This is a genomic window from Rickettsiella endosymbiont of Aleochara curtula, from assembly GCF_964030935.1.
Classification (GTDB): Bacteria; Pseudomonadota; Gammaproteobacteria; order Diplorickettsiales; family Diplorickettsiaceae; genus Aquirickettsiella.
Window position 1 is genome coordinate 1294729 of record NZ_OZ034990.1, and the last position, 15756, is coordinate 1310484.

General features: G+C 37.6%; 15 protein-coding genes and 1 tRNA gene. 6 read left to right on the plus strand and 10 right to left on the minus strand.

The window, feature by feature from the left end:
- The first annotated feature begins 6 nt into the window (after positions 1–6).
- On the plus strand, positions 7–3459 hold the full coding sequence (locus tag AAHF87_RS05775) for an acyl-[ACP]--phospholipid O-acyltransferase (RefSeq protein ID WP_342147564.1): 3453 nt from the start codon (positions 7–9) through the stop codon (positions 3457–3459).
- Positions 3460–3564: 105 nt separating this feature from the next.
- Here AAHF87_RS05775 and AAHF87_RS05780 read toward each other — a convergent pair whose 3' ends face one another.
- From AAHF87_RS05780 to rplM, 10 genes are all read right to left on the minus strand, one after another.
- Positions 3565–4863 (minus strand): replication-associated recombination protein A, encoded by a 1299-nt coding sequence (locus AAHF87_RS05780; RefSeq protein WP_342147565.1) that lies wholly within the window; start codon positions 4861–4863, stop codon positions 3565–3567.
- 173 nt (positions 4864–5036) lie between these two features.
- Positions 5037–5918 carry a 30S ribosomal protein S6--L-glutamate ligase gene (gene rimK, locus AAHF87_RS05785; protein ID WP_342147566.1) on the minus strand — a complete coding sequence of 294 codons (882 nt, stop codon included), beginning with the start codon at positions 5916–5918 and terminating at the stop codon, positions 5037–5039.
- On the minus strand, positions 5915–6364 hold the full coding sequence (locus AAHF87_RS05790; protein WP_342147567.1) for an ATP-dependent zinc protease family protein: 450 nt from the start codon (positions 6362–6364) through the stop codon (positions 5915–5917). The genes rimK and AAHF87_RS05790 overlap by 4 nt, the downstream gene beginning before the upstream one ends.
- A complete protein-coding gene (locus AAHF87_RS05795) occupies positions 6365–6751 on the minus strand; it encodes a ClpXP protease specificity-enhancing factor (protein WP_425288012.1) in 387 nt (128 codons plus the stop codon). It lies immediately after the preceding gene.
- Between the two features lie 4 nt (positions 6752–6755).
- Positions 6756–7406 carry a glutathione S-transferase N-terminal domain-containing protein gene (locus tag AAHF87_RS05800; protein WP_342147569.1) on the minus strand — a complete coding sequence of 217 codons (651 nt, stop codon included), beginning with the start codon at positions 7404–7406 and terminating at the stop codon, positions 6756–6758.
- A 57-nt stretch (positions 7407–7463) separates the two neighbouring features.
- Positions 7464–8228, minus strand: a complete 765-nt coding sequence (locus AAHF87_RS05805; RefSeq protein WP_342147570.1) for a cytochrome c1 — start codon at positions 8226–8228, stop codon at positions 7464–7466.
- Positions 8216–9433 (minus strand): cytochrome bc complex cytochrome b subunit, encoded by a 1218-nt coding sequence (locus AAHF87_RS05810; protein ID WP_342147571.1) that lies wholly within the window; start codon positions 9431–9433, stop codon positions 8216–8218. The genes AAHF87_RS05805 and AAHF87_RS05810 overlap by 13 nt, the downstream gene beginning before the upstream one ends.
- Positions 9434–10009 (minus strand): ubiquinol-cytochrome c reductase iron-sulfur subunit, encoded by a 576-nt coding sequence (gene petA, locus AAHF87_RS05815; RefSeq protein WP_342147572.1) that lies wholly within the window; start codon positions 10007–10009, stop codon positions 9434–9436. It abuts the gene before it with no gap.
- A gap of 58 nt (positions 10010–10067) precedes the next feature.
- Entirely contained in the window at positions 10068–10511 is a 444-nt protein-coding gene (rpsI, locus tag AAHF87_RS05820) for a 30S ribosomal protein S9 (protein WP_425288013.1), read from the minus strand.
- Positions 10508–10945, minus strand: coding sequence for a 50S ribosomal protein L13 (gene rplM, locus AAHF87_RS05825; RefSeq protein WP_342147574.1), 438 nt, complete (start codon positions 10943–10945; stop codon positions 10508–10510). The genes rpsI and rplM overlap by 4 nt, the downstream gene beginning before the upstream one ends.
- A gap of 172 nt (positions 10946–11117) precedes the next feature.
- Between rplM and hemB the strand changes: the two genes are divergently transcribed.
- From hemB to clpX, 5 genes are all read left to right on the plus strand, one after another.
- Positions 11118–12119: a porphobilinogen synthase gene (hemB, locus tag AAHF87_RS05830; RefSeq protein ID WP_342147575.1), complete on the plus strand. Its 1002-nt coding sequence runs from the start codon at positions 11118–11120 to the stop codon at positions 12117–12119.
- Positions 12120–12158: 39 nt separating this feature from the next.
- Positions 12159–12245, plus strand: a tRNA-Leu gene (locus AAHF87_RS05835).
- A gap of 43 nt (positions 12246–12288) precedes the next feature.
- Entirely contained in the window at positions 12289–13611 is a 1323-nt protein-coding gene (tig, locus tag AAHF87_RS05840) for a trigger factor (RefSeq protein WP_342147576.1), read from the plus strand.
- Positions 13612–13698: 87 nt separating this feature from the next.
- Positions 13699–14358 carry an ATP-dependent Clp endopeptidase proteolytic subunit ClpP gene (clpP, locus tag AAHF87_RS05845; protein ID WP_342147577.1) on the plus strand — a complete coding sequence of 220 codons (660 nt, stop codon included), beginning with the start codon at positions 13699–13701 and terminating at the stop codon, positions 14356–14358.
- Between the two features lie 75 nt (positions 14359–14433).
- On the plus strand, positions 14434–15753 hold the full coding sequence (gene clpX / locus AAHF87_RS05850; RefSeq protein ID WP_342147578.1) for an ATP-dependent Clp protease ATP-binding subunit ClpX: 1320 nt from the start codon (positions 14434–14436) through the stop codon (positions 15751–15753).
- Positions 15754–15756: the final 3 nt, after the last annotated feature.

The following is a 15756-nucleotide window of genomic DNA, read 5'->3' on the forward strand; positions in this document are numbered from 1 at the left end:
GGGTTTATGCCCGTATTTAGGCAGTTTTCTTTATTAAAAAATCGACGATTTGTCCCCTTATTGTTAGTTCAATTCTTAGGTGCATTTAATGATAATGTTTTTAAAAACGCATTAATTATCTTAATTACTTATCAACTCATCACCCAATCCCTATTGTTGCAGCAGCTTTCAGTCACTCTCGCGGCCGGGTTGTTTATTTTACCTTTTTTCCTTTTCTCCGCATTTGCGGGACAATTGGCCGATAAGCTAAGCCGAAGATATCTGACCATTATTATAAAAGGATTTGAATGTATTTTTATGCTGTTGGCTAGCTTAGGTTTTTACCTTCATTCAGTAAGTTTATTGATGTTAGTGTTATTTTTTATGGGGATACATTCAAGTTTTTTTGGCCCCATCAAATACGCTATTTTACCGGATTTATTAGAAAAGAATGAATTAATTGCCGGCAATGCATTAGTGGAAGCAAGCACATTTATTGCTATCTTGATAGGAACTATATTAGGTGGTTTATTAATTGCTAATCATACGGATTTAAGATGGATTTCTGCCATAATAATTTCTATCGCTGGTCTTGGATTATTTGCTAGTTTTTATATTCCACAAACGACAAAGGCAAATCCTAATTTAAAATTGAATTTAGGTTTTATTCAGGCTTCAGCAAAAATTATTCAGCAAGTAAAAACAGAAAAAAAAGTTTTTTTAGGAATACTCGCAATTTCTTGGTTCTGGGTGATAGGCGCTACTTTTTTAACACAATTTCCTAGTTTTACTAAGAATATTTTGCATGCAGATGCCAGTGTAGTAACATTTTTTTTAGTTATTTTTACAGTAGGTATTGCTTGTGGCTCACTAGTCTGTAATCGATTACTAAAACATAGAATAACCATGAAATGGATACCTATTAGCCTTTGGTTGATGAGTATTTTTATGATTGATCTTTATTTTGCTTCTACACATTCAATCTATAATCCTCAAAAACTGACTAATTTCGCTAGCTTTTTTAATTCCTTAACACATTGGCGAATTTGTATAGACTTGTTGGGTTTATCTGTTAGTGGGGGTATTTTCGCAGTGCCACTATATGCCTTAATCCAAACAGATACGGCTGCTGAACACCGTGCCCGAACCATTGCCGCTACTAATATCATTAATTCTTTTTTTATAGTCATTTCCAGTATTATTATTATTTTTTTACTTAAAATTGATTTAAGTGTTATACAGATTTTTTTATTATTAGGAATTATCAATGCAGGATTGGCTATCTATGCAACAAGATTAATACCCCAAGGATTGATTAAACCGATTTTACGAAAGATATTAAGATGTCTTTATGACGTTAAGTTAAGTGGGTTTGAGAATTATAAAGATGCAGGTGAAAGTGTCGTAATTGTAGCCAACCATACATCATTTCTAGATGTTGCCCTAATTTATGCATTTTTACCGGACGAACTTTTATTTGCGATAAACAGTTTTACATCGCGTATTTGGTGGATACGGCCCTTTTTATATTTTTCTAAAGTTTTTGAGTTAGACCCTTTAAATCCTTTAGCTATCAAGACTTTAATTAAAGAGGTAAAGAAAGGACAAAAATGTGTGATTTTTCCGGAAGGAAGAATTACTACGACCGGGGCGTTGATGAAACTTTATGAAGGGCCAGGATTAATAGCGGATCATGCCAAAGTAAATTTGCTACCTATACGCTTACAAGGGGCGCAATACACTCCTTTTTCCCGCTTATGGGGAAAAGTCCAAATACGGTGGTTTCCTAAAATTTCTATTTCAATTTTACCACCTAGAAAATTTATTGTTGACCCTACTATGAGTAGTCGAAAAAGAAGACAACTTATTAGTAATCAGCTTTATGACATGATGGTGGAAATGTTATTTCAAAGCACAGACTATAATAAAACCTTATTTCAATCTTTATTAGAAGCAAAATCGATTCATAAGGGTTCTACAAAAATATTAGAAGATGTCACTCGAGTACCTATTAACTATAATCAATTAATAACTCGTTGTTTTATTTTAGGTCCTTACATTTGTCGGTATACTAAATATCAGGAAGCAGTAGGGTTATTGTTGCCTAACATGGTGACTGCAGTCGTTAGTTTTTTTGCATTACAAGCCTACGGTAGAGTACCTGCTTTGTTAAATTACACAGCGGGCTCTGCTCAAATAGAATCAGCTTGCAAGCTTGCTCAGGTTCATTGCATATTTACTTCCAGAAAATTTATTGAAGTAGGTAATCTATTTGAACTCATTAACCGATTAAGTAAAAAGTCTATTCAAATTATTTACTTAGAAGATTTAAAGGCAGAAATCACTTGGAAAGACAAACTTCGAGCGAGTTTATTAAGCCGATTTCCTCAGTATTATTATTATAAAAAATTAAAAAAAGGTACTAACCCACAAGATCCAGCAGTTATTTTATTTACTTCTGGATCAGAGGGTGAGCCCAAGGGAGTGGTCCTTAGTCATAAAAATATACAAGCAAATCTGGCGCAAGTGACTACACAAGTCGATTTTAATCATCGAGATATTTTCTTTAGTTCATTACCATTTTTTCATGCTTTTGGATTAACTGCATGCATCATCTTACCTATTTATCATGGAATAAAAACCTTTATTTATCCATCACCTTTACATTATCGTAAAGTTCCTAATATGATTTATGAATGTAATGCCACCATCATGTTTGGAGCAGATACTTTTTTAGCAGGTTACGGTCGTTATGCTCACCCCTATGATTTTTATAGCATTCGTTACGTTTTTGCCGGTGCGGAAAAATTAAAAGAAAAAACACGTAAACTGTGGATGGAAAAGTTTGGAATTCGTATTTTTGAAGGTTATGGTGTGACAGAAGCATCTCCAGTTATTAGTGTTAATACACCAATGCAAAATAAACCAGGTACGGTAGGTAATTTTTTACCAGGTATTCGTTATGAAATTGAACCTGTTCCCGAAATTGAGCAGGGAGGTCGCCTATTGATATCAGGCCCTAATGTAATGTTAGGTTATTTAAGCAAAGAACCAATTGGCGAAATTATCCCCCCCAGCCATGGTTGGTATGATACAGGAGATATTGTTGAGGTAGATGAGGAAGGATACCTGTCTATAAAAGATAGGGCTAAACGTTTTGCAAAAATTAGTGGTGAAATGGTTTCTTTAACCGCAATAGAGAATATAATTTATGACTTATGGCCTGATAAACACCATGCAATATTAAGCGTTCCCGATGCAAAAAAAGGTGAGCAACTTGTTTTAGTCACGGATTATAAATTGGCAACTCGGCCTACACTTATTAAAGCATACAGAGAGAAGGGATTATCTGAGTTAAGTTTACCGCGGAGATTATATTTTATTGGTAGCATGCCATTACTAGGCAGTGGTAAGGTGGATTATAGGGCTGTTAAATTTTGGTTAGAAGAACACAACATAACCCTGCGTGATAGACTCTAATTTCTTTGTTAAACGTTAGCTTACGGTCCTCGACTATCGTTTGCCTCGAACTCAAGCCCATCGCTGGGTTATGCAATGGGTCTAATCATAAATTAAAAATATTTTTTATATTTTTTCTGATTTTTTTAATCGCGCAAGTTTTTCTGCAATTTTAAGTTCCAAACCGCGAGGAGCAGGAAAATAATACTGTCGTTCCTTTAATTGTTCAGGAAAATAGCATTCTCCCTCGGCATAGGCGTTAGGTTCATCGTGGGCGTAACGATAGTTTTTTCCATAATTTAATTTGCGCATTAATTGAGTTGGGGCATTTCTCAAATGTAGAGGTACTTCTAACGTCCCGTTTTCTTGTGCATCTTTCATAGCCGCATTAAATGCAGTATAAACGGCATTACTTTTTGCAGTACAGGACAAATAAACAATGGCTTGAGCTAAAGCAAGCTCGCCTTCGGGACTGCCTAAACGTTCTTGTACTTCCCATGCGCCTAAAGCCAATTGCAACCCTCGAGGATCAGCATTACCTATATCTTCGCTTGCCATACGGAGTATACGCCGCGCTATATATAAGGGGTCACAACCGCCATCGAGCATACGTGCAAGCCAGTAAAGTGCAGCATCTGGATCCGATCCGCGTACTGATTTATGTAAAGCAGAAATTTGATCATGAAAAATCTCGCCGCCTTTATCAAAACGACGCAGATTGGTTTGAGTAACTACTTTTAATGTGTTTTCATCTATAATGTTATTTTCTGCTAGGTCTGAGGCAATTTCCAGAAGATTTAAAGCCTGACGCGCATCTCCATCAGCAATATGCGCTAGTTGTTCTTTTACGGAAGTTTCCATTATCAAATTTCTTTTGCCTAATCCATCCTCATTATTACTTAAAGCACGATCAATGATCTGGATAATTTCTTCTATACCCAATTTTTTTAATACATACACTCGAGTTCGCGAAAGTAAGGCGTTATTAATTTCAAAAGAAGGATTTTCTGTCGTAGCACCAATCAATATGAAGAGTCCCGATTCAACAAAAGGTAAAAGTGAATCTTGTTGAGATTTGTTGAAGCGGTGAATTTCATCTATAAAACAGATAGTTTTTTTGGGTGATGCTGGATTGAGATGAATTTTTGTATCCTCTGCAAGCTTTCTTATTTCTTTAACACCAGATTGCAATGCGGATAATGATACAAATCTGGCTTGGATGTGATTGGCTATTAAAGAAGCCAAAGTTGTTTTCCCTGTTCCGGGAGGGCCCCACAAGATCATCGAATGTAACTGGCCGTTAAGTATGGCGAGTCGTAAAGTCTTTTGGGGCCCCAATAAGTGGGTTTGGCCAAAAAACTCATCTAAACGCTTGGGGCGTAAGCGCGTTGCTAAAGGTGAAAAGGGGTATGCGTTGGTTATCATGTTTTGATTTATACGATGACCACATTATAGAGTCAACTACACTGTTCGCGGTGAATTTCTGACCATGTTGCCGTTCAGTTCGCAGTCCTCATGTATCTTAATACACTCCGATTGCCCTCAACGTGGCCCATTTTCAAAAAATCTGCTTGTTGTCAGTATTATTTCTGCATTGATTAATGCTTATTGGATCTTTTTTCGATAGATTTAATAATGATTTCAGCAACATTTTTTTGCGTGGCCTTTTCAATTCCCTCTAATCCAGGAGAGGAATTCACTTCCATTACCAAAGGGCCTCTGTTTGAGCGTAATAAGTCAACACCTGCAATATTGAGACCAATAACCTTAGCGGCCCGAACCGCAGTCGCTCGTTCTTCAGAGCTTAATTTAGCCAGTCTTACGGTTCCTCCACGATGGATATTAGAACGAAATTCCCCTAATTTCGCTTGCCTTTCCATAGCAGCAATGACTTTGCCATTGACTACGAAGCAACGAATATCCGCAGCTTTAGCTTCTTTGATATATTCTTGAACCATAATATGAGCTTGTAAATCTAAAAAAGCTTCAATAACACTAATCGCCGCCTGCTGAGTCTCCGCTAACACTACACCAATACCTTGTGTGCCTTCTAAAATTTTAATAACTAAGGGCGGGCCACCTACCATGCTGATTAGATCTTGAATGTCATCAGGAGAATATGCAAATCCGGTAATAGGTAAGCCTACTCCTTTTCGAGATAAAATTTGTAAGGAACGGAGTTTATCTTGAGCTCGGGTAATAGCAATTGAGTTATTCGCAACAAATATACCCATCATTTCAAATTGTCTGACTAATGCGGCGCCATAAAAGGTGATCGAAGCGCCAATTCTTGGAATAATTGCATCGAATTTATCAAGAATTTTTCCTTTATAGTGTATATATGGGTTTTGCGTTGTGATGTTCATATAGCATCGCAACGTATCTATAATTTTAACCTGATGTCCTCTTTTCTTAGCTTCCTCTTCTAAACGGCGCGTAGAATAGAGTTTTGGACGACGAGACAAAATTGCAATTTTCATGGGATTATAGTTTTTTTACTGTATAAATAAGAATGTGTTGGATCAACGAGAAAACGTTGTTTTAAAGCAGTGCGGCCTAATAGCATTCTAAAACGCATATTATCTCTACTGGTCAAAGTAATTTCTATCGGCCAGCATTGAGTGCCGAGAACGATAGAGGTTTGAATAACACATCGACTTTCCTTGTGGCCACCAGAGTCTGTAATTTCACGTATATCGATTAAGTCAGCAATGCATTTAATCGATTTTTCAGGGAAACGTTTGGGTTGAGGATGTATGATAAAAGATACTTGTTTCTGATGGGGAGCCTTTTCAATAACCTCTACGCAACAGGCATGTAACGCCGAGGTTCGTGCGCCAGTATCTACTTTAGTTTTCAAACGCGGTATACCCAATTCAGGCAAAGATACAAATTCTCTCCATCCAATTATGATTGATGATGACATCTATTTAACAATAGAAAGCTTGGGTTGCGTTCCCGGTCTAACCCGAGGAGGAGTAGGATTTCCGTCCCCGTCACCGCTTTCTTCCTCTGTAAAAACCATGCCTTGACCATTTTCGCGTGTATAGATGGCTAATACTGCTTGAATGGGGGCGTAAATAAGCATCGATTGACCATTAAAACTTGCCTCAAATTGTACAGCTTGAGTATCTATTTTCAAATTTAATACAGCATCATTGGAGATATTTAAAGTAATTTTACCATCTTTTACACATTGTTTTGGTACTTCTACGTGAGGCAGTTCAGTATCTAAAAGAATATACGGGGTTAATTGATTATCCATAATCCAATCATAAAATGCTCGTAATAAATAGGAACGATTTGAGGTCATCATTTTAAATTTTTACTCCAAATTCGACCTCATTTAAAGTAGCTTTAAATGAGGGGCGTTTAAATAAGCGCTCTTCGTATTCTTTGATAGCACTTGGCATGGGTGCTAGTTTAATATCTAAACGGTGCAAGCGCCATAATAACGGCGCCATGCAACAATCCACCAAAGTAAATTCGTCGCTCAAGAAAAATGATTTACCAGCAAATATAGGTGCTAGACTAGCCAAACTGCCTTCCAATTTCTTTTGAGCGGCCTGCATAGATTCTGTAGGCTTAGTTACTTTAACATTATTTAACCCGCTTTCAATCTGCTGTAATAAAGGGTACCAGTCCCGTTCAATTCTATAGATCATCTGTCGACTTTTAGCACGAGCTACCGGATAAACCGGTAACAAAGGAGGATGTGGAAAGCGTTCATCTAAATATTCGGTAATAATATTTGTTTCATAAAGGACGAGATCTCGATCAATAATAGTGGGAACAGTGCCATAAGGGTTGTGTTGTAACAACCCTTCAGGTAAATCTGTAGGCGATACTTCTACAATCTCCGCACTAATTCCTTTTTCTGCCAAAACAATACGCACCCTATGGCTATAAGGGTCATTGATATTTGCATATAAACTCATCGTTGAACGTTTACCGGCAGGTTGTGCCATATAAAAGGTTCTCCATATTAATAATTTAAAACATTTTTCATGGTTTATGAAAATAGTTTATTTTTTTATATTTCCCCATATTTGCTTTTTTAAAATATAAACAAAATAAGTTAATACCAATAAGAATCCGCATACTTTTTTTCCCAATGATTGACGATTATTTTTTGTAGGGTCGGCTATATAAGCTAAAAAATTAACTAAATCAATGACTACTTCTTCTAATGTAGGGATTTTTGAGCTACTTTTATTAGAATGTGAGTAAATTGCACGATTACTAATTTTTAGGGATAACCGATCGTTAGTATTCTTTAAATTATGATAAGTATGGGTATCCATACGTATTATCGCTAATGGATCCGGCATTGCGGTGTTTTTAATGAAACTATTGTTAACTCCAAAAGGCCTCGTATCATCCAAATAAAAGCTAAGCAAGTAATTATACACCCAATCAGCATTTCTTGCCCGAATACTCAAAGAAAGGTCAGGAGGAGGCTTTCCAAACCATACTAACCCCTGTTTTTTTTGCAAGTTTGATTTTATTGTATCGCTAGTTTTAGCTTGAGTAAAAACAAGATTATCTTTTAGTCGTTGTTGGGTGGATGAGTTGAATTTATCATCAATGTTTAAATCGACTCCAAGTCGATTATAACGCATATATTGTAGAGAATGACACCCTGAGCAGTAATTCATAAAATATTTTGCTCCGCGCTGTAAGGAGGCCAAGTCAGATGATGAAAATTTTACTAGCTTATGTTCAGAAGGATTTGCTAGTGGCGGCGAAAATATTAGGATAAATAGAAAAAATGCACTTATTTTCCACATATGGATAGTGGTAGAGGTTTGTTTTTTTCATATTTTGTATAGATGGGCATCAGGAGAAAAAAAAGAAAATAATTTAGTAATAAAATTTGCACGAGAAGTATCTTATGGGGTGTAAGTATGCTTGTACTGATATAACTAAGTAGGCCAAAACTTAAGGTAAAAATTGCTAAGGCGCAGCGAGAATAATTTCCTCGGTAGCGCATCGATCGAACTGGGTTACGGTCGAGCCATGGCAACAAAAATAGCATGAAAAGCCCGCCTCCCATAACTAAAATACCCAATGACTTATTAGGGATAACACATAATACGCTATAAAAAGGTGCTAAATACCATAATGGTTGAATATGGCTAGGAGTTAGTAAAGGGTCTGCTGGTATAAAATTATTTGTATCAAGGAAATATCCATACATTTCTGGAAAAAAAAATACGATGATGGAAAAAATAAATAAAAAAATTAGTAAAGCATGTAATTCTTTGATCGTATAATAAGGGTGAAAAGGTACTTTAAAAAGAGCCTTATTGTGTAAGTATGGTTTTGTTGGTATACAAATCCCCTCAGGATTATTACAACCAACCTTATGTAAAGCAATAAGGTGTAACCGAATTAGAAATATTATTGATAAAGGTATAGCTATCACATGGAATGCAAAAAAACGATGTAAAGTTTCTCCTGATACCACATTATTACCACGAATCCAAAGTGTTAGCGTTGGCCCAATCTTTGGAATCGCATCTAGCAACGAAGTACCAATTTGGCTTGCCCAGTAGGATGTCTGTCCCCAGGGGAGTAAATAGCCGAGGAATGCTTCTAGTAGCAAAATAATATAAAGAAATACGCCTAACAACCAAACTAGCTCTCTAGGTTTTTTATAGGATCCATATAAAAGGCTACGAAAGATATGTGCGTAAATTAAAATAAAAAAAACAGAAGCGCCACTAGAATGTAGATAACGCAATAACCATCCGTATGGTATATCTCGCATTATCATTTCGATTGAATTAAATGCGCCTTCAGGCGTAGGGGTGTAAAATAGAGTTAACCATATTCCGGTCAAAAATTGTAAAAAAAAAGTAAAAAGACTTAAAAATCCAAAGAAATACCAAAAATTGAGATTTTTCGGCAGGTAATATTGTGTTAAATGTTGGCGTATGTATTCATTAATTGGAAAACGTTGCGATAACCAATTGGATAATGATTTTTGCATTTATACTAACCTTGGATTTTCACCTATTACAACCGTATGTTCATCGATAAACCGATAAGGTGGAATTTTGAGATTAGTGGGAGCCGGCACTCCTTTCATAACCCGTCCAGCGAGATCAAACTTAGAACCATGGCAGGGACAATATAACCCGCCTGGCCATTTACGATTTAATTCTCCCAGCATGGGTTTAAATAGAGGAGAGCAGCCTAGATGAGTGCATAAACCAATAAGAATTAAATACTCGGGGTTCAGAGAACGATATTCATTACGGGCATAAGCGGGCTGCTGTTCTGTTAAAGAATCTGGATCACGCAATAAAGAATGAATGTTAGAAAGATTATCTAACATTGCTTGGGTTCGCCGGATGATCCAAACAGGCTTATTTTGCCAAGCAACCACCATGGATTCTCCAGGTGCGAGATGCGTTAGATCAACTTCAATAGGATCAATGGCTAGGGCGAGTGTTTCGGCAGTCGGCTGTAATGATGCCAAAAAAGGTATAGCACTAGCGGCTATACCAAATCCAGCCATGATAGTTATTATAACAGCCAGTAAATGGCGACGATTTTCTTCCATTTTTTTCGTCGATAAAAAACTGTGTTGCGATATTTATGTTTTACTTAAATAACATAAATTATCGTTTTGAGTATTGAGTTCCTTTACGCGCTTTATGTCGACCTACTTTCTTACGTTCAACTTTTCTTGCATCTCGGGTAACTAAACCAGCGCGGCGCAATAATCGACGAAATGAGGTGTCGTTTTCAGCAGTATCATCGGCATTTACAGTAGTTAATTCGTCATAATTTATTAAAGCGCGACTTATCCCGTGTCGAACAGCGCCTGCTTGACCGCTGCTTCCCCCGCCGGAAACAGTTACTGTGATATCAAATCTACCCATTTGGTCGACAACTTCTAGAGGCTGATTAACAATCATCTGCGCAGTTTCGCGGCCAAAGTAATTTTCCAAAGCACGGCCATTTACTTGGATAATACCAGTGCCTTTTCTGAGGAATACTCTTGCGGTTGCTGTTTTACGGCGACCCGTACCATAATTCTGTTCTAGTGCCATAGTTTTTATAACCTATCAATGCTAGTTGGTTCAGGATTTTGAGCGCTATGAGGATGTGAAGAGCCAGCATAGACTTTAAGTTTACTTATCATGGCATAACCTAAAGGATTTTTAGGTAGCATACCCTTAACAGCTTTTTCAATAATTCTAGTAGGAAAACTTTTTTGCAATTTCTCAAAAGAAATGGATTTTAGCCCGCCAGGATAACCTGTATAGCGTTCATATAGTTTATTTTTAGCCTTTGTACCGGTTACAGTCACTTTTTCAGCATTAATAACAACGATATAATCGCCAGTATCAACATGAGGAGTAAATTCTGGCTTATGCTTTCCGCGCAGAATATGGGCTATTTTAGTAGCTAAGTTGCCTAAGGTTTTTCCTGAGGCATCAATCAAAAGCCACTTTTGTTTAATAAGGCCGGGTTTGGCCATCAATGTTTTCATAACTGGGAAGCTCCGAAGCTTTCTAAGTGCGTTTACTACTCTTATGAGTAGAGGCGGTGATTCTAACAAAAACAAATGAAACAATACAAGTACGGCATTAAGTATTGTTTGAATATGTTGTTTTATAAGTTAAAGTATTGTGAAACATAGAACAAGTTAATAGGGGTACTCTATGCGCCAGTTTCCTCATACGCGCTTACGTCGTTTAAGAGAAAATCAATTTAGTCGGCGCTTAATACGTGAAACTAGGCTCAGCTGCGATGATTTAATTTGCCCACTATTTTTGCTTCCTGGGGAAAATCAAAGACAGAAGATAGTAACGATGCCTGGGATAGAGCGGTTTACCTTAGACTATTTACTGGATGAAGTTGCTGTTTTACAGCAGCTGCGAATACCTGCGATTGCCTTATTTCCAGTTATACCTGTAAAAAATAAAACCTGGGACGCTTGCGAGGCCTATAATGGGGAGGGCTTAATTCCCCATGCAATAAGAGTGTTAAAAAAGAATTTTCCGGAAATGGGGATCATCACAGACGTTGCGCTTGATCCTTATACGGCGCATGGTCATGACGGGCTTTTATCTGAACAGGGTGTTATTTTAAATGATAAGTCGATAGAGATATTGGTTAAACAGGCGCTGTGCTATGCACAAGCCGGTGTGGATGCTATCGCTCCTTCTGATATGATGGATGGTAGAATTGGTTGGATTCGTAAGGCTTTAGAGGAGCAGGGCTTTCCAAACACCCAAATTATTGCCTATTCAGCCAAATACGCCTCTCATTTTTATGGACCCTTCCGTGATGCAATAGGAACATCTGGGCAATTAAAAAGTGCCAACAAGAAGACATACCAAATGGACCCTGCGAATAGTAATGAGGCTCTACAGGAGGTAGCATTGGACCTTGCTGAAGGGGCAGATATAGTCATGGTAAAGCCAGGAATGCCCTATTTGGATATTCTTTATCGTATTAAGCAGCAATTTGGGGTACCTACTTTTGTTTACCAGGTAAGTGGCGAATATGCGATGCAAAAAATAGCTATTGCGCATGGGTATTTGAATGAGCGCGAGAGTATTTTAGAGGGCCTTTTGGCTATGAAACGGGCTGGAGCTGATGGTATTTTGACCTATTTTGCCAAGCAAGCAGCTAGCTGGCTGACAAATTCACAAGATTGATTTTTTTCATGATAAGATACTGTATAATTAACGACCTTTGCGAAAGTGGCGAAATTGGTAGACGCGCTGGATTTAGGTTCCAGTGGGTTTAAACCCTTGAGAGTTCGAGTCTCTCCTTTCGCACCAGCATGGCCCCTAGGATTTTACAACGATAAGAGCCTTAAAATTTATGAATGAAATGCAAGTTTCGGTAGAGAGTGTCGATAATTTTACTCGACGTCTAAATGTGACGGTACCTATCAGGCAGTTAGAAGAGAGAAAGAAGCTACATCTTCTTGAATTAGCTAAGAAAACGCGTTTAGATGGGTTTCGACCCGGAAAAGTTCCAGCGAGCCATATCGAGAAGCTTTATGGAAATAGTATATGGCAAGAGGTCATCGAAAAGTCTTTACAGATTAGCTTATCGACCGCTTTAGAGCAGGAGACTTTAAATCCGGTAGGACAGCCCCATATTGAGTCCATAAAAGCAGAGCCAGGTTCAGATCTGATTTATACAGCGAGCTTTGAAATTTATCCTCAAATAGAGACCCCTACATTAAAAGGTGCTAGCTTAGAAAGGCATAAAGTAGACATAACCGAGAAAGATATAAATAGGGTGTTAGAGCAAATGCGTAAGCAATATGCTGAATGGATTGAAGTGTCTGATAAAGCCGGTTATGGCGATCAGGTGAGCTTTGATATCGTTTTCGCTGATGCAGAAGAGAAAACGCGTAAAGATTTACAGTGGGTTCTGGAGGAAGATAAAATTCCTGAAGGATTTTCAGTCCTTTTATCCAGCGTTGCCGGCGACGTTTTATCGATTTTACTTCCGGAACAGCAAGGATCTGAACAGGCTAACGCAGCAACAATAAAAATAAAAAAGATTGCTAGAGCAAAATTACCTGAATTAGATAATGCTTTTGCAAAACGCTTGGATATTAAAGAGGGCACTGTCGAAGCACTAAAGGATCAAGTTAGACAGCATATGCAGATAGAGTTAGATAGAGTTTTGCGTGAAAAATTAAAAGCCCAGGCCATAGATAAATTGGTTACTATGCATGCTATTAATGAATTGCCGCAGGGAGCACTTAATCAAGAGTTTCAACGTTTAGAGCACGATGTTAACAGGCAGCAGGAACAACAAGGCAAGGAAAAAGCAAGCTTATCAGAAATTGAAAAAACAGATTTAAAGCATATGGCGCACCGACGAGTGACGCTTGGATTATTATTTAATGCAGTTATTGAGAAGCATCATCTGCATGTTGACGAATCGCGAGTTCAGCAACATATCGATAAGCTAGTGGGAGCTTTTCAATTTGATCAAATGGTGCGGGATAAGCTGTATAAAGACAAGAACATGATGATGAGTATTCGTTCTTCGGTTTTAGAAGAACAGGTCATTGATAAGTTATTAGAAGAAGTAGAGTACACTGAAAAAGTAGCTGAGTATTCAGATATTATGAATCTCACAGGGAAAAATCGTATAAGCAATACTGAGGGAGTAGTGGCTTAGTTGGCTAATTTATTAGCTATTTTTAAATAGCAGATAGATTATACCTTAGCAACAATCCAAATTTATTTTTATCTTTAGAGAGTAATTATGTACAGTTTACCCAAGGAAATAACGAATTCATTATTAGTCCCTATGGTCGTTGAGCAAACGGGCCGAGGAGAAAGGGCTTATGATATTTATTCTCGTTTATTAAAGGATCGCATTATATTTGTCGTAGGTCCAATTGAAGACCATATGGCTAATTTAATTATTGCGCAAATGCTTTTTTTAGAATCTGAGAATCCTGACAAAGATATTTCGCTTTATATTAATTCACCGGGGGGCGTGGTTACATCTGGCCTAGCTATCTACGATACCATGCAATTTATTAAACCCGATGTGAGTACGATGTGTATCGGCCAAGCGGCCAGCGCGGCAGCTTTATTACTTTGTGGTGGGACGAAAAAAAAACGTTATTGTTTGCCCCATGCACGGATGATGATACACCAACCATTAGGGGGTTATCAGGGACAAGCAACGGATATTGAAATCCATACTCGTGAAATGTTGTTAGTTAGAGAAAGAATTAACAATATAATGGCTAAACATACAGGAAAAAATACTGAACAGATTTTGCGTGATACCGATCGTGATAACTTCATGGGGGCTCAACAAGCCATAGATTATGGCTTAATCGACGCAGTTTTATCAGTGCGTACAGAAACTGGGAAAACCAAAGAATCTTTAGCTACTTCATCGGTTGATTAAGTAGGTTTTATTCAAGAGGTTTTAAAATTTTGTTTAAATATCAATATGAATAATAGTTTGTTGAGGTAATAAAATATGAGTAGTTCCATAAACGATAAAACCTCGGGGCCTCTTCACTGTTCATTTTGCGGTAAAAGTCAGGATGAAGTGCCAAAGTTAATTGCTGGGCCTTCTATTTTTATTTGCAATGAATGCGTGCAGCTATGTAGTGATATTTTGCAAGAAGAATTTCAACAGGAAGTTCCACGCCAGGAAGGTGGTACGTCGATTCCTAAGCCTGCAGAGATTCATGATGTATTTAACGAATTTGTCATAGGCCAAGAATTTGCTAAAAAGATATTATCTGTAGCTGCCTACAACCATTACAAACGTCTAGAGCTAATTAAAAAAGCTCGTCTTCATCCATTGAACGTCAAAGATGATACGGAACTTAGCAAAAGTAATGTCCTGCTTATAGGTCCCACCGGTAGCGGTAAAACTTTATTAGCAAAAACCTTAGCGCGGTTTTTTAACTTGCCCTTTGCTATTGCAGATGCAACCACTTTAACCGAAGCGGGTTATGTAGGTGATGACGTAGAGAATATCTTGCAAAAGCTATTACAAGCGGCTAACGGAAACATTGAAAAGGCGCAGCTAGGAATTATCTATATCGATGAAATTGATAAAATTAGTCGCCGTGCCGAAAATCCCTCTATTACTCGAGATGTTTCAGGTGAAGGTGTTCAGCAAGGGTTGCTTAAATTACTTGAAGGTACTGTTGCCTCTGTCCCTCTGCAAGGAGGACGTAAGCATCCTAATCAGGAGACCGTACAAATAGATACTACTAATATTCTATTTATTTGCGGAGGTACTTTCTCGGGGTTAGAGAAAATTATTCGTGAACGTACCGAAAAAACTGGTATTGGATTCTCTGCTGATGTGCGCAGTAAAGGCGATAAAAGAAATTTAACAACGTTGTTGAATCGGCTTGAGTCGGAAGATTTAATTAAGTATGGGATTATACCTGAGCTAATAGGTCGTCTGCCTGTCATTGCAACTTTAGAAGAACTTGATGAAAAAATGCTAATTCAAATCTTAAAGGAGCCTAAGAACGCTTTGATCAAACAATATCTCAAGTTATTTAAGATGGACAACGTCGATCTAGAGTTCCGTGAAGACGCTTTACAAATGGTGGCTAAAAAAGCTTTAGAGCGTAAAACTGGCGCAAGAGGTTTACGTGCAATTTTGGAAAGCGTTTTATTAGATACGATGTATGAATTGCCTTCTATGCAGAACGTAAATAAAATTGTTATTGAAGCAAGCACCGTTAGCAAGGGAGCAAAGCCCTTGGTGATTTACAAACAAGAAAAAGAAATTGAACTAGATAATAAAGAAATAGCGGCGGGTAGCGAGTAAATC

Coding starts and splice junctions, on each gene's coding strand:
- AAHF87_RS05775 (WP_342147564.1), top strand. CDS start 7: ATGCCCGTATTTAGGCAGTTTTCTTTATTAAAAAATCGACGATTTGTC.
- AAHF87_RS05780 (WP_342147565.1), bottom strand. CDS start 4,863: ATGATAACCAACGCATACCCCTTTTCACCTTTAGCAACGCGCTTACGC.
- rimK (WP_342147566.1), bottom strand. CDS start 5,918: ATGAAAATTGCAATTTTGTCTCGTCGTCCAAAACTCTATTCTACGCGC.
- AAHF87_RS05790 (WP_342147567.1), bottom strand. CDS start 6,364: ATGTCATCATCAATCATAATTGGATGGAGAGAATTTGTATCTTTGCCT.
- AAHF87_RS05795 (WP_425288012.1), bottom strand. CDS start 6,751: ATGACCTCAAATCGTTCCTATTTATTACGAGCATTTTATGATTGGATT.
- AAHF87_RS05800 (WP_342147569.1), bottom strand. CDS start 7,406: ATGGCACAACCTGCCGGTAAACGTTCAACGATGAGTTTATATGCAAAT.
- AAHF87_RS05805 (WP_342147570.1), bottom strand. CDS start 8,228: ATGTGGAAAATAAGTGCATTTTTTCTATTTATCCTAATATTTTCGCCG.
- AAHF87_RS05810 (WP_342147571.1), bottom strand. CDS start 9,433: ATGCAAAAATCATTATCCAATTGGTTATCGCAACGTTTTCCAATTAAT.
- petA (WP_342147572.1), bottom strand. CDS start 10,009: ATGGAAGAAAATCGTCGCCATTTACTGGCTGTTATAATAACTATCATG.
- rplM (WP_342147574.1), bottom strand. CDS start 10,945: ATGAAAACATTGATGGCCAAACCCGGCCTTATTAAACAAAAGTGGCTT.
- hemB (WP_342147575.1), top strand. CDS start 11,118: ATGCGCCAGTTTCCTCATACGCGCTTACGTCGTTTAAGAGAAAATCAA.
- tig (WP_342147576.1), top strand. CDS start 12,289: ATGAATGAAATGCAAGTTTCGGTAGAGAGTGTCGATAATTTTACTCGA.
- clpP (WP_342147577.1), top strand. CDS start 13,699: ATGTACAGTTTACCCAAGGAAATAACGAATTCATTATTAGTCCCTATG.
- clpX (WP_342147578.1), top strand. CDS start 14,434: ATGAGTAGTTCCATAAACGATAAAACCTCGGGGCCTCTTCACTGTTCA.